Source organism: Bacillus cereus group sp. MYBK195-1 (assembly GCF_051916605.1).
GTDB classification, from domain to species: domain Bacteria; phylum Bacillota; class Bacilli; order Bacillales; family Bacillaceae_G; genus Bacillus_A; species Bacillus_A cereus.
The window spans coordinates 45719-58851 of record NZ_JBQAGZ010000005.1 but is presented as its reverse complement, the minus strand read 5'-3'; the positions used below and the strand labels follow the sequence as shown (position 1 = coordinate 58851).

Here is a 13133-nt window from a genome sequence, read left to right as displayed (position 1 = left end):
GAGCATAAACATGACAATCGGTACATTACCTTTCGATCAAGAAACAATCCGTCAACGCGCAAGCGAAGTAAACGAAGCTGCTTGGTTGACTGAGTTCCGCTTACAAGCTCTTGCACAAGCAACTGAACTTCCAATGCCAACGCCTGATAAAACGAAAATTGACAAATGGGACTTTATCGGAAAAGGCGACGCTGCTAAGCAAGAGCCTGTAAGTTCTTTAACTGAACTTCCAGAAGCAGTGAAAAACTTAATCGATGAAAATAACAGCGTATTAGTGCAACGTACTGGTACAACTGCATTCGTTTCTTTAGCAGACGAAGCAAAAGAAAAAGGTGTTATTTTTACAGACATCGTAACAGCAGCAACTGAGCATGCTGAACTAGTACAAAAGTACTTAATGAAAGACGGCGTGAAAGTAGACGAGCATCGTCTAACTGCGCTTCATGCTGCATTAATCAACGGCGGTGCATTCATATATGTTCCGAAAAACGTTGTTCTTGAAACTCCACTTCAAGCTGTATTCTTAGTAGACGGCGAAGAAGCTAACGTATATAACCACGTATTATTCGTAGCTGATGCGAACAGTACTGCAACTTATGTAGAAAACTACGTTGCAAATGAAAATGCTAAAGGTATTGCAAATATCGTAGCAGAAGTAATCGTGGAACAAGGCGCACAAGTGAAATTCGGTGCGGTTGATCTATTAGCAAAAGACGTAACAACTTACGTTAACCGCCGCGGCGTTGTAGGACGCGACGGCCGCATTGATTGGGCTCTAGGCCTTATGAATGACGGAAACACAATTTCAGAGAACGTTACAAACTTAATGGGCGACGGTTCATATGCTGATACGAAAACAGTAACAATTGGCCGTGGTAACCAAACACAAAACTTTACAACTAAAGTTGTTCACTTCGGTAAACATTCTGAAGGTTGGATTTTAAAACACGGTGTACAAAAAGATAGTGCAACATCTATCTTTAACGGAATTGGTAAAATTGAACACGGTGCATCTAAATCAAATGCACAACAATCTTCTCGCGTTCTTATGTTAGATGAGAAAGCACGCGGTGATGCAAACCCAATTCTTTTAATCGACGAAGATGATGTAATGGCGGGTCACGCAGCTTCAGTAGGTCGCGTAGATCCAATCCAACTATACTACTTGATGAGCCGTGGTATTCCAAAACGCGAAGCAGAACGTTTAGTCATCCATGGATTCTTAGCACCTGTAGTTAATGAGCTTCCAATTGAAGGAGTAAAGGCACAGCTTGTTGAGGTAATTGAAAGGAAAGTTCGCTAATGAATATTCATGAAATACGCAAACAGTTTCCAATTCTTGATCAAAAAGTGAACGGCAAACAACTTGTTTATTTCGATAGTGCAGCAACTTCTCAAAAACCAATTCAAGTCATTGAAACGTTAGAACGTTACTATAAAGAATATAATTCTAACGTGCATCGCGGTGTTCATACGCTCGGAACGAAAGCTACTGACGCGTATGAAGGTGCACGCGAGAAAGTTCGTAAGTTTATTAACGCGAAATCAATGGAAGAGATTATTTTCACGCGCGGAACGACAACTGCATTAAATACAGTAGCGGCTAGCTATGGTCTTGAAAATGTAAAAGAAGGCGATGAGATCGTTATTTCTTACATGGAGCACCATAGTAACATCATTCCGTGGCAACAAGTTGCGAAGAAAACTGGTGCAACTTTAAAATACCTTCCGCTTCAACCAGACGGTACAATTTCTTTAGAAGATGTTCGTCAAACAGTTACACCGAATACAAAAATCGTTTCTATTATGCAAGTTTCAAACGTGCTTGGAACGATTAACCCTGTAAAAGAAATCGGAGCAATCGCACACGAAAATGGCGCAATTATGGTCGTTGACGGTGCACAAAGTACACCTCATATGAAAGTGGATGTACAAGATTTGAACTGTGATTTCTACGCATTATCTGCTCATAAGATGTGTGGACCTACAGGCATCGGCGTATTATATGGTAAAAAAGAATTGCTGAACAATATGGAGCCAATTGAATTTGGCGGTGAAATGATTGATTTCGTAGATTTACAAGAATCTACGTGGAAAGAGCTTCCGTGGAAGTTCGAAGCAGGTACACCGATTATCGGTAATGCAATCGGACTTGGTGCGGCAATTGATTTCCTAGAAGAAATCGGTCTTCATAATATTGAAAAGCATGAACATGAATTAGCGCAATATGCTTTAGAAAGACTATCAGAAGTAGATGGCGTTACAATTTATGGTCCAAAGCATCGCGCTGGTCTTGTTACATTTAATATTGAAGACGTACATCCTCACGATGTAGCGACAGTATTAGATGTAGAAGGTATTGCGGTTCGCGCAGGACACCACTGTGCACAACCGCTTATGAAGTGGCTAAAAGCTTCTTCAACAGCACGTGCGAGCTTCTATTTATATAATACAAAAGAAGAAATTGATACATTTGTTGAATCGCTAATCAAGACAAAGGAGTATTTCACAAATGTCATTTAATAATTTAGATACGTTATATCGTCAAGTTATTATGGATCATTATAAGAATCCTCGTAACAATGGCGTGCTAGAAGATAGTGTTACAGTAAACTTGAACAATCCAACTTGCGGCGATCGTATTCAACTTACGATGAAAGTAGAAGAAGGTATTGTGCAAGAGGCGAAGTTTGAAGGCGAAGGATGTTCAATCTCAATGTCTTCAGCTTCAATGATGACACAAGCAGTAAAAGGTAAGAAAATTGAAGAAGCACTTCAGCTTTCGAAAATTTTCTCTGACATGATGCTAGGAAAAGAGTACGATGACAGCATCGATTTAGGAGATATTGAAGCATTACAAGGCGTATGCAAGTTCCCTGCACGTATTAAATGTGCAACATTAGCGTGGAAAGCGTTAGAAAAGGGCTTAAACGAAGATAAGTAATGTTAAAGGTTCCTAAAAACGAGGTTATCTAAGGAGGGACACACCAACATGGCGAAGCAACTGCCAGATATCGGCGATTATAAATATGGTTTCAAAGACAAAGACGTTTCGATTTTCCGTGCTGGACGCGGTTTAACAAAAGAAATCGTTGAAGAAATTTCACGTATGAAAGAAGAACCACAGTGGATGTTAGACTTCCGTTTAAAATCACTGGATAAGTTCTACGAAATGCCAATGCCACAATGGGGCGGCGACTTAAATGACTTAGATTTCGATGAAATTACGTACTACGTAAAACCATCTGAGAAATCTGAGAAGTCTTGGGATGAAGTACCTGATGAAATTAAAGCAACATTTGATAAATTAGGTATTCCAGAAGCTGAGCAAAAATATTTAGCTGGTGTATCTGCACAGTACGAATCTGAAGTTGTATACCACAACATGAAAGAAGACCTAGAAGCTCTAGGAATCGTCTTCAAAGATACAGATAGCGCATTAAAAGAGAACGAAGATATTTTCCGTGAACATTTCGGAAAAGTAATCCCACCAACAGACAACAAATTCTCTGCATTAAACTCTGCAGTTTGGTCTGGTGGATCATTCATCTACGTTCCAAAAGGTGTTAAAGTTGATACACCACTTCAAGCGTATTTCCGTATTAACTCTGAAAATATGGGACAATTCGAGCGTACGCTTATCATCGTAGACGAAGGCGCACACGTACACTACGTAGAAGGTTGTACAGCACCTGTTTACACTACTAACTCACTTCACAGTGCGGTAGTAGAAATCATCATTAAAAAAGATGCTTATTGCCGTTATACAACAATCCAAAACTGGGCGAACAACGTATACAACCTAGTTACAAAACGTGCGGTTTGTGAAGAAAACGCAACGATGGAATGGATTGACGGTAACATCGGATCTAAATTAACGATGAAATACCCAGCAGTTATCTTAAAAGGCGAAGGCGCTCGTGGTTTAACATTATCTATCGCGATTGCTGGTAAAGGCCAACACCAAGATGCTGGTGCGAAAATGATTCACTTAGCACCAAACACGTCTTCAACAATCGTTTCTAAATCGATTGCGAAGCATGGTGGTAAAGTAACTTACCGTGGTATCGTACACTTCGGACCAAAAGCGAAAAACTCTCGCTCTAACATCGAGTGTGACACGTTAATCATGGATAACCAATCTACATCTGATACAATTCCTTACAACGAAATCAAAAACGATTACGTTTCACTTGAGCACGAAGCGAAAGTATCTAAAGTATCAGAAGAACAATTATTCTACCTAATGAGCCGTGGTATTTCTGAGCAAGAAGCTACAGAAATGATCGTAATGGGCTTCATTGAACCATTCACTCGCGAACTTCCAATGGAATACGCAGTTGAAATGAACCGCCTAATCAAGTTTGAGATGGAAGGTTCTATTGGTTAAATAGAAATGCGGAGCCGACTGTTCAGACCCGTTGACTAAGGTTCTTTCGCACAGAAGATGTTTTTTATCTTCTCGTGCGGAAGGTTCTTAGACATGAGGGTCTAGGAGGCAAAGCTGGATAATATATGTATGAAGAAAGCGCCCTGCTGTGCAGGGCGCTTTTTTGTTTTGCGGATTTGTCTTGGCTTGGGAGAGGGTACCCGGGTGGGTGTTCAGTTAAATATATCAGCGATTTTTCAAATATATCGACCATAACGCGGAATATATCAGCGATTATTTCAATATATCGACGATTCGACAAGGGATATCGATTTGTCGACAAAGTAAGACAAAAGAAAATCCTCACATACCCCAAACATTTTATAAGAACAGAGAACGACTAGGTTTAAGACAAAGATACTGACAAATCCACTTGAACAACCACCCACTGAATTCTCTATTAAACTTTTTGACAAATCCACCCCTCCCTCCACTATCTGGAATTCTTTCCTGCATTAGCAAAAGTTTCTCATATAAAAAGGACAATCTTTTGCTTTTTCTCACAATGCGAGTACAATGTAAAATAGCAAGAAAAGACGAAAAGTATTTACAGGATTATTGCGTACGCATAGCGTAAATGGCAGTAAGGAACTGAGGGGAGGTTTTTTCTCTGAATATAAATAAAGAAACAATCATCCATCTTTATCATACAAACGATATACATAGTCATTTTGAAAATTGGCCGCAAATTTCTCGGTTTGTACAAGGGGAGAAAAAGCGAAGACAGGAAGCGGGAGAGACCGTCTTGACAGTTGATATCGGGGATCATGTGGATCGTTTTCATAGTATTTCGGAAGCGACAAATGGCCTTGGGAATACGAAGCTTTTAAATGAGGCGTTATATGATTATGTAACGATCGGAAATAATGAAGGCATTACGTTAGCGAAAGAGCATTTAAATCGGCTCTATGATGATGCTGGATTTGAAATACTTGTCGCAAATTTATTTGAAAAAGAAGGGGTACGTCCGTCATGGGCAAGGCCTTATAAATTGCATACAACGACGGATGGGATTACCATTGCTTTTATTGGATTAACGGTAGCTTATCCAGAGTTTTATCAGATGCTCGATTGGCATATTGAAGATCCCATTATTCATTTAGAGTCTATTTTAGAAGAAGTGAAAGATGAGGCTCATATTACGGTTGTCCTTTCCCACCTTGGAAAAAGTATGGATGAGTATATGGCAGAGCATTATGATATAGATGTTATTTTAGGAGCACATACGCATCATTTATTTGAGCGTGGTATTCTACTGAATAATACTTTACTTTGTTGTTGTGAAAAGTGGGGACGTTACGTTGGTCACGTGCAGCTTACTGTGGATATAGAGACGAAGAAATTGCTGAAAAAAGACGGTAGAGCGATTAAGACGGAACGGTTAGGTGCTTATAGCGAGCCGTTATCCACAATTGAAATACTGCAGGAAGAAAGTGAGCATATAATGGCAGAGTCTGTCGTTCATTTAAAAGAGTCATTACCGGTTGATTGGTTTCAGGAGACGCCGTTTTCTCACATGTTAGCAAGTGCGCTGAAAACATGGTGCAATGCAGAGATTGGCATGGTGAACGCTGGTGTACTTCTTGAAGGGTTAGAAGAGGGTGTTGTAACGCGCGGAGATATTCACAGAATTTGTCCACATCCAATTAATCCGTGTGCTTTGAAAGTTCCAGGAAAGATATTAAGAGAAGTTATTTTAAAAGCACGTAAGCCGAATATGGAGAATCTTGAGGTGAAAGGATTCGGATTTCGGGGAAAAGTGATGGGGAAAATGATTTACGCTGGTGTAGAAGTCATTCCAGATACGATTCCCGGGAATAAAATTTTACTCGAAGATGTATTAATTAACGGGGAATCGCTGGAATTAGATCGTATATATACAGTAGGAACGATTGATATGTTTACATTTGGCTACTTATACCCAGAGCTATCCACACTTTCTGACAAACAATATTATATGCCAGAACTACTTAGAGATGTGTTAACAGATATGTTAATAACTTATACATCTTCCGTTAAACTATAGGCTAGTTAACTTGTAACACTCATTTTTCTCTTGTCATACAGATAAGAAAGAGAGGAGTGTGAACTATGGTTAATGTGGAGCCAATTATAATTGATAATTATACGTTTATTGCAGTTAGCGTGAAACTTCCAAAGACGAATTTGCTAGCTGTAATGAGCGATAAAGGATATATTATGTGTGGTGCATTAGATGTAGGTCTTTTAAATGAGAAATTAGGTGATCGAGGAATTATTGCTGGCCGTGCGGTTGGTGTAAGAACGATTGAACAACTTCTTGAAGCACCGCTAGAATCAGTAACGATTGAAGCCGAAGCTTTAGGTATTACGACTGGCACAATCGGAAAAGAAGCATTATTAAAAATGAGATAAGCATATATCGTCCCTCCTTCTTGCATAGAAATGATATAAGAAGGAGGTTTTTTTATGAGTATATTTCGCTCGAAAAACTCGCGGTTTCGAAGGGGACCTATTGCCTTTCGGTATATACTGCTTATGTCGTTTATTCTTTTTGTTATATTACTTACGCAAGGGTTGTGGATTGTGAATAATAATATTCAGCCGACCTTAATTAAATATGGGGAAGTAGAGACACATAAAATGGCGACGGCAATTATGACGAAGGCAGTAAAGGATCGAATTAATGAAGGATTCGATGTAGATTCATTAATGAAAGTACAGAATGATAAAAACGGAAAAGTATCCACAATTAATTTAAATACAAAGCAAGTAAATGAAATCGTAACATCAACGACCACGTACATAGAAAAATATTTACAGCAAGTAGAACAAGGGAAGTTGAAGGAGCTAGGTATTTCTGAAAAAAACGGCGCGACTATGGCAGTTCCTTTTGGGCGTGTAACTGATAATGCACTTCTTGGTAATATAGGACCAGATATTCCGATTCATTTCACGCCAGTTGGACATGTGAATACAGATATTAAACAAAAAATTGAGCCGCATGGGATTAATACTACAGCGATTCAAATTGTTATGGAAATGGAAGTAACATTGCAAGTGATTATTCCATTCCATACGAAAGAGATAAAGGTGAAACAAAATGTTCCGATTGCGACGCGTATCGTTCAAGGGGAAGTGCCTACGTATTATGGAAGCGGAAGTGTTGCTGTACCTGATAAAAAGAAAACAGATAGTTAGTTGTAAATAAAGTGAAACTCGGCTCAGTCAGGCTTTTACTGGATAAAAAATAACCGTAGCAATGCAGCTACGGTTATCGTTTTGTATTTGCTCGTTCTTTGCGCTCCCAAAGGCTTAAATGCATGTATGGATCGAAGGCCCATTCTGTATAGCCATTGTCTTTATACATGCCAAAATGTAAGTGGGGCGGAAATTTTCCGGCTGTACCAGGAGGTCCATAACCAGTGCTACCAACAAATCCGATTACTTTCCCTGGCTCAACAATTTGTCCAAGCTGTATTTCTTTTGAGAACCCGCCTAAATGAGCGTAATAATGGTAATTGTTATGAAGGTCGCGAATACCAATACGCCATCCACCAAGGCGGTTCCAACCTTTCGTTTCAATAATGCCATAGCAAGTCGATCTTACTGGCACGCCATATCCGGCAAAAATATCGGTCCCTTCATGAATCCTTCTGCCGCCAAAACTTCTTCCAGCGCCGAAAGTACTACGGTAGCTATGGTCACTACGGATCGGAAGAGGAAAAGCATTTCCTTCTAAATTAATACGTCCATAATGTTTATAAATTTGGGCGTATTCGCTAATTAAATCAACTGTTTTGGCACGTTTATAATATTCCCAGAGCATAATTTTAATACGGTCTTCTGACGTTCCTTGTTTCCTTAAAATAGTCGCTGCGGTATGCAGAAGATCACGGTCGCTATTTGCATTTGCAAATCCATCTTTGTCACCATCTAAACCTATTCCGCCAAATAGAGAAATTGTATGGGGGAGAGTATCGTTACTATTAATAGGTCCAGCCCATATTTCTGGTTTGAAATAAAGGGAAATGATGGCATCTGGTTTTTTCGGAATATCTTTTCTTACGCTCCGTATATTTCTTTCATATTGATCCATTGCAGCTAAGTAATACCATGGAATGCCTGAAGACTGCTCGGTTTCTTTATATAGTGCCATGCGCTTTTCGTATATGCTTTGCTGATTATCTTCACCGTAAGCGATGTTTTGGTGGAGAAGAAAACAAATAGAAAGCAAAAGAGAAATTTTTCGAAGCATGAAATAGACTCCTTTCACAACATCACTCTTTTTAGTGTGGGATATACGGAGTATTTCATTATAGGGAACGATTGGAAAAAATCTTAGAATCTTCATTTGAGCAAATCGCTTTCATACGTTAGAATAGATATGTTACATTGAAAGAAGCGAACACGGTAAACTATTTCATATTGTGCGGAGTTGATAACCATGACAAAACAAACAGAATATAAGCGCAAGCCCGAATGGTTGAAAATTAAGTTAAACACGAATGAAAACTATACAGGCTTAAAGAAAATGATGCGTTCTAAAAATCTTCATACCGTTTGTGAGGAAGCAAAATGTCCGAATATTCATGAATGCTGGGCTGTAAGAAAAACAGCAACATTTATGATTTTAGGTGCGGTTTGTACACGTGCTTGTCGTTTTTGTGCGGTTAAAACAGGCTTACCAACTGAGCTTGATTTACAAGAACCAGAACGCGTGGCAGATTCAGTAGTACAAATGGGCTTAAAGCACGTTGTTATAACAGCGGTTGCACGTGATGATTTAAAGGACGGGGGAGCAGCTGTTTTTGCTGAAACAGTACGAGCAGTACGTCGTAAAAATCCATTCACGTCTATCGAAGTATTACCATCTGATATGGGTGGAGTAGAAGAAAACTTAAAAATGTTAATGGATGCAAAACCAGATATTTTAAACCATAACATTGAAACAGTACGTCGATTATCTGACCGAGTTCGCGCTAGAGCAAAATATGAACGTTCATTAGAGTTTTTACGTCGAGCGAAAGAAATGCAGCCTGATATTCCAACTAAATCGAGCATTATGGTGGGCTTAGGTGAAACGAGAGAAGATTTAATTGAAGCAATGGATGACTTACGTGCAAACAATGTGGATATTTTAACTCTTGGGCAATACCTACAACCATCTAAGAAGCATTTACCAGTTCTTAAATATTACCCACCAGCAGAATTTGCAGAGCTTAAAGAAATTGCACTTAGCAAAGGATTTAGCCACTGTGAAGCTGGCCCACTTGTGCGTTCTTCTTACCATGCGGACGAGCAAGTACGTTCTGCAAAAGAAAAAACAGCAGAAGCTAAATAATGAAAAAAGAGAGCTAACGATTAGCTCTCTTTTTGTTTATACTCTAAAACGGTATTTGGACATGTTAATAAAATCTTTTTTAATTCTTCTGTGGATAATTCAATTGTAAATTCAGGTACACCAGGTGTAATTAAAATTTTATCGTACGTATAAATAGCGTTATCCACAATAATTGTTACATCGTGTGAATATCCGAAAGGAGCCACACATCCCGGCGTACAACCAGTTTTGTCTCGCAGTTCATCAGGAGAACAGAGAGATAACCGTTCTCCTGTTAGTTCTTTCATTTCTCCCCGGTTGAGTCTTGTGCCCTCTAACGTAAAAAATACGTAATAATCTCCAGACTTTGATTTTAAAAATAAGCTTTTACTTGGAGTGCCTTGTAAGCCGAGTCTCTCACGTACAATCCGATCTGTCTCATAATCGAGTACTGGTTCGTGTTCAAATTTTTCATAAGAAACATTTGTTTTATGTAGTAGAGCAAGTACATCTTCGTACATATGGAGTGATACCCCTTTCTATTATTAGTACAGTTTCTTCTCGTGGCGTCAACTGAATGTTTTGGAAAGGGATATTACTTGGACGATGCTTCCCATAAGCGTTTTATGATACATTGTTCGTCGATTGTAATTTCGTAAATATCAGGATTCGTTAAAGTTCTCCATTCATTAAAGCCAATCGTATGATCAAAATGCTTTAAAATGAGCGTAAGTAAATTGCCATGTGTAACAAGTAGTGTTGTCGTATGGTTTAATTGTAAAACGTCTTGAATAAGCGATATGGCACGGTCTGTTGCTTGTTTTGTTGACTCTCCGCCTGAAAAGGCAATATCTATATTTGTAAAAGTAGATTCTAGTTTTTGCATCCAATCATCCATTGGAACGTTGCTCAATATGCGTTCAGTTAATCGTTCATCTTCTTGGATAGATAAGTTAGCTTGGAGCGCATAGGGCCGAATGGAATCGATAGCTCGGACAAATGGGCTTGAAATAATATGATCGATTTGTAGATGATTTTCTAAGAGGAATGTAGCAAGGGTATTTGCTTGGTCTTTTCCATCGGTCGTTAATTCAGCATCACGTTTTTGCCCAGTTGCTGAACAATGTCGTATTACAATAATTTTCTTCATAATTCATCCCCATCTTTCAAGTTGACGCTATATACTTCGACAAATGTGGAAATAATTCCTTTTTCTTGTAAAACGGCATATGGATTTAAATATGTGGAAAAGTAATGTGGATAATGAACATTTGAGGTGCAATCATGAATAAAATGATATGTATTTTAGTTAGTCTTTGTTTTTTTATACACTTGTCCACAACTTATGCAGAGTCGAATCAAAAAGTAAATTATCCAAGCAATCGAAATAAGTCATTTGTGAGTGAGGATATTTTTTATAAACAGTTAGATAAGAAAATCTATAAAGAATACAATAATGCAGCATATAGTGTTCGAAAAAAAATCTTATTTAAAGAAGTGCCCGATGAAGACTTTTCTTTCCTACAAAAAACAGCCGTGGGTTGTCGGAGTAGTGTGATGCTTCAAGATTTTTTTGTTCATCCTGATCGCCAAGTTTATTTTTTTGCTTCCTTTTCTCAAAATGAAGTAGAAGAGTTTCATAAATATATCGTTATAGATGCAGAAACAAAGAGGGAGCTGCAAGAAGGAAAAAGCTATCATCATTGCGACAATCCATAAAAAATAAACCACCAATCGGTGGTTTATTTTTTACTCCTGTACACTCATTAATTTCGCTTTCATTTTGCGAATAAGAACGACAGCGCCAATTGTACAAAGAAGTGTAATTCCTTCTGCAACGAAGATATTGATTGTTTTTGTTTGGTAAAGTGCCGCGAAAAAGTCTACAAATGCGTGGAATAGTATAGCGTATACTAGGAAGATATATTTCTTCTGTTTTACTGCGTATAAAACAAGCATTGTAAAGGCAATTTGAAGCACGAGTGCCATAATTCTTTCTAAGCTACCAAGGAAGTATAAGTAGGCAGGTTGCTGAATTAACATGTCCTGTAAAATGCTCAGCTCGGGTTTTTGTTCAATCAGTCGAGCGAAGCTACCATCGTTAATAGAATTAGCAAAGATTAATGCTTGTAATGCAGAAAAACCGCCAATTAAAATAGATTCAATTCCGCCGTGACCAATTCCATAAGCGAAGCCATCTTTATATTCTAGATATTTTTTTAGTAAGAAGAAGAAGGCAACGAAGCGTCCTAATTCTTCAAAAATACCAGCAGTCAATCCGCCATAAATTGCGAAGACAAACGGATTTTCTAAAAATGGAGCGATTGTTGGATTACCGCGCATAAATAGGTGGAATGGTGTTTCAAGAATTTGGGTAAATCCGATAAAGATAAGAACACCAATGCCGACCACTTTCCAACTCATATTATATTTTTTACGGAAATAAACGAGTACAATAATTGGGACCAGAATCGAGACAATGAGTTGAAAGATGATGCTGGCAATTACAGTATTTGAAACCATACTTTCACCGCTTTCTAATATATGTACATATCTATTATGCATGAAATATAGGAGAGATGAAACTTTTTAAGATAAAATGAATTTACTTATTGACTCTAACGTTGCGTCATACTTTATCGTATGTATTAAGGGGGAGATACAAATGACAATGAGAGTAAAAGAAGTAGCTGATTTAGTTGGAATTAGTGTGCGCACACTGCATCATTACGATGAAATTGGGTTGTTAACCCCAGACGAGACGACAGAGTCTGGATATCGTCTGTATTCCAATGAAAATTTAGAGACATTGCAGCAAATTTTGTTTTTTAAAGAGCTTGGCTTCCCTTTGAAAAAAATTAAAGAGATTATCATGAGTCCATCATTTGATCGCGAAGAGGCACTACAGCTTCATAAGAAAATGCTTCTTGAAAAGCGTGCTAGATTAGATAAGGTGATTGCGACGATTGATAAAACAATTCAGCATACAAAAGGAGAGATTGAAATGACGAATAAAGAGAAATTTGAAGGATTCGATTTCAGCCATAACCCATATGAAGAAGAAGCACGGGAAAAATGGGGAGACGCAGCTGTAGATAAAGCGAACGAATATGCAAAAGGTATGTCAAAAGAGAACCAAGAGGAGTTTAATGCTATTTATAGAAATTTAGCAGCGCTTAGACACGGAGCACCAGATTCTAAAGAGGCACAAGAAGCAATCGGAGTGTGGTACGATTACTTGCAAAACTTCGGTGCATATTCATTAGATGCTTTTAAAGGACTCGGTCAAATGTATGTCGCTGATGAGCGCTTCATGAAAAATATCGATAAGTTTGGTGAGGGGTTAGCTCAGTTTATGTGTGATGCGATGGAGGTTTATGCGGATCGTAATAAAAAATAAAA

The 13133-nt window shown here is 38.4% G+C and carries 14 protein-coding genes; 10 read left to right on the top strand and 4 right to left on the bottom strand.

Annotated elements, in window-relative coordinates; translation table 11 throughout:
• The first annotated feature begins 10 nt into the window (after window positions 1-10).
• The 7 genes from sufD to yunB all read left to right on the top strand — a co-directional run bounded on the left by sufD (window position 11) and on the right by yunB (window position 7609).
• The gene (sufD, locus tag ACTFRY_RS20310; RefSeq protein WP_000152164.1) at window positions 11-1303 is read left to right on the top strand and encodes a Fe-S cluster assembly protein SufD; all 1293 of its coding nucleotides are present in this window, start codon (window positions 11-13) and stop codon (window positions 1301-1303) included.
• Window positions 1303-2523: a cysteine desulfurase SufS gene (gene sufS, locus ACTFRY_RS20305; protein WP_001020769.1), complete on the top strand. Its 1221-nt coding sequence runs from the start codon at window positions 1303-1305 to the stop codon at window positions 2521-2523. The genes sufD and sufS overlap by 1 nt, the downstream gene beginning before the upstream one ends.
• The gene (sufU, locus tag ACTFRY_RS20300; RefSeq protein WP_000009525.1) at window positions 2513-2944 is read left to right on the top strand and encodes a Fe-S cluster assembly sulfur transfer protein SufU; all 432 of its coding nucleotides are present in this window, start codon (window positions 2513-2515) and stop codon (window positions 2942-2944) included. Before sufS ends, sufU begins: the two co-directional genes overlap by 11 nt.
• Window positions 2945-2992: 48 nt before the next feature.
• Window positions 2993-4390 (top strand): Fe-S cluster assembly protein SufB, encoded by a 1398-nt coding sequence (gene sufB / locus ACTFRY_RS20295; protein ID WP_001118827.1) that lies wholly within the window; start codon window positions 2993-2995, stop codon window positions 4388-4390.
• 649 nt (window positions 4391-5039) lie between these two features.
• Complete coding sequence (locus ACTFRY_RS20290; protein WP_267496868.1) at window positions 5040-6455, top strand: bifunctional metallophosphatase/5'-nucleotidase; 1416 nt, start codon at window positions 5040-5042, stop codon at window positions 6453-6455.
• A gap of 65 nt (window positions 6456-6520) precedes the next feature.
• On the top strand, window positions 6521-6823 hold the full coding sequence (locus tag ACTFRY_RS20285) for a YunC family protein (protein ID WP_016118834.1): 303 nt from the start codon (window positions 6521-6523) through the stop codon (window positions 6821-6823).
• A gap of 54 nt (window positions 6824-6877) precedes the next feature.
• A complete protein-coding gene (gene yunB, locus ACTFRY_RS20280) occupies window positions 6878-7609 on the top strand; it encodes a sporulation protein YunB (RefSeq protein ID WP_000021805.1) in 732 nt (243 codons plus the stop codon).
• A gap of 73 nt (window positions 7610-7682) precedes the next feature.
• Here the strand turns inward: yunB and ACTFRY_RS20275 are convergent, their stop codons facing one another.
• Window positions 7683-8666, bottom strand: a complete 984-nt coding sequence (locus tag ACTFRY_RS20275) for a M23 family metallopeptidase (protein WP_016118833.1) — start codon at window positions 8664-8666, stop codon at window positions 7683-7685.
• A gap of 189 nt (window positions 8667-8855) precedes the next feature.
• Between ACTFRY_RS20275 and lipA the strand changes: the two genes are divergently transcribed.
• The gene (gene lipA / locus ACTFRY_RS20270) at window positions 8856-9752 is read left to right on the top strand and encodes a lipoyl synthase (RefSeq protein WP_000166372.1); all 897 of its coding nucleotides are present in this window, start codon (window positions 8856-8858) and stop codon (window positions 9750-9752) included.
• Between the two features lie 20 nt (window positions 9753-9772).
• Here the strand turns inward: lipA and ACTFRY_RS20265 are convergent, their stop codons facing one another.
• Complete coding sequence (locus ACTFRY_RS20265) at window positions 9773-10252, bottom strand: YbaK/EbsC family protein (RefSeq protein WP_000272747.1); 480 nt, start codon at window positions 10250-10252, stop codon at window positions 9773-9775.
• Window positions 10253-10326: 74 nt separating this feature from the next.
• Window positions 10327-10881, bottom strand: coding sequence for a histidine phosphatase family protein (locus tag ACTFRY_RS20260; protein ID WP_000721049.1), 555 nt, complete (start codon window positions 10879-10881; stop codon window positions 10327-10329).
• Between the two features lie 134 nt (window positions 10882-11015).
• On the opposite strand from ACTFRY_RS20260, the gene ACTFRY_RS20255 reads away from it, so the two are divergent.
• The gene (locus ACTFRY_RS20255) at window positions 11016-11450 is read left to right on the top strand and encodes a hypothetical protein (RefSeq protein ID WP_098617094.1); all 435 of its coding nucleotides are present in this window, start codon (window positions 11016-11018) and stop codon (window positions 11448-11450) included.
• 30 nt (window positions 11451-11480) lie between these two features.
• On the opposite strand, the gene ACTFRY_RS20250 is transcribed toward ACTFRY_RS20255, so the two are convergent.
• Complete coding sequence (locus ACTFRY_RS20250; RefSeq protein ID WP_141541504.1) at window positions 11481-12296, bottom strand: YhfC family intramembrane metalloprotease; 816 nt, start codon at window positions 12294-12296, stop codon at window positions 11481-11483.
• A gap of 100 nt (window positions 12297-12396) precedes the next feature.
• Here ACTFRY_RS20250 and ACTFRY_RS20245 point away from each other — a divergent pair, with 100 nt between their 5' ends.
• A complete protein-coding gene (locus ACTFRY_RS20245; protein WP_000178773.1) occupies window positions 12397-13131 on the top strand; it encodes a MerR family transcriptional regulator in 735 nt (244 codons plus the stop codon).
• The last annotated feature ends 2 nt before the right edge of the window (window positions 13132-13133 follow it).

Excerpts from the sequence above, each read along its gene's own strand:
- yunB (WP_000021805.1), top strand. The coding sequence starts at position 6,878 with ATGAGTATATTTCGCTCGAAAAACTCGCGGTTTCGAAGGGGACCTATT.
- ACTFRY_RS20250 (WP_141541504.1), bottom strand. The coding sequence starts at position 12,296 with ATGCATAATAGATATGTACATATATTAGAAAGCGGTGAAAGTATGGTT.
- sufD (WP_000152164.1), top strand. The coding sequence starts at position 11 with ATGACAATCGGTACATTACCTTTCGATCAAGAAACAATCCGTCAACGC.
- ACTFRY_RS20265 (WP_000272747.1), bottom strand. The coding sequence starts at position 10,252 with ATGTACGAAGATGTACTTGCTCTACTACATAAAACAAATGTTTCTTAT.
- ACTFRY_RS20285 (WP_016118834.1), top strand. The coding sequence starts at position 6,521 with ATGGTTAATGTGGAGCCAATTATAATTGATAATTATACGTTTATTGCA.
- sufS (WP_001020769.1), top strand. The coding sequence starts at position 1,303 with ATGAATATTCATGAAATACGCAAACAGTTTCCAATTCTTGATCAAAAA.
- ACTFRY_RS20245 (WP_000178773.1), top strand. The coding sequence starts at position 12,397 with ATGACAATGAGAGTAAAAGAAGTAGCTGATTTAGTTGGAATTAGTGTG.
- sufB (WP_001118827.1), top strand. The coding sequence starts at position 2,993 with ATGGCGAAGCAACTGCCAGATATCGGCGATTATAAATATGGTTTCAAA.
- ACTFRY_RS20275 (WP_016118833.1), bottom strand. The coding sequence starts at position 8,666 with ATGCTTCGAAAAATTTCTCTTTTGCTTTCTATTTGTTTTCTTCTCCAC.
- ACTFRY_RS20260 (WP_000721049.1), bottom strand. The coding sequence starts at position 10,881 with ATGAAGAAAATTATTGTAATACGACATTGTTCAGCAACTGGGCAAAAA.
- ACTFRY_RS20255 (WP_098617094.1), top strand. The coding sequence starts at position 11,016 with ATGAATAAAATGATATGTATTTTAGTTAGTCTTTGTTTTTTTATACAC.
- lipA (WP_000166372.1), top strand. The coding sequence starts at position 8,856 with ATGACAAAACAAACAGAATATAAGCGCAAGCCCGAATGGTTGAAAATT.
- sufU (WP_000009525.1), top strand. The coding sequence starts at position 2,513 with ATGTCATTTAATAATTTAGATACGTTATATCGTCAAGTTATTATGGAT.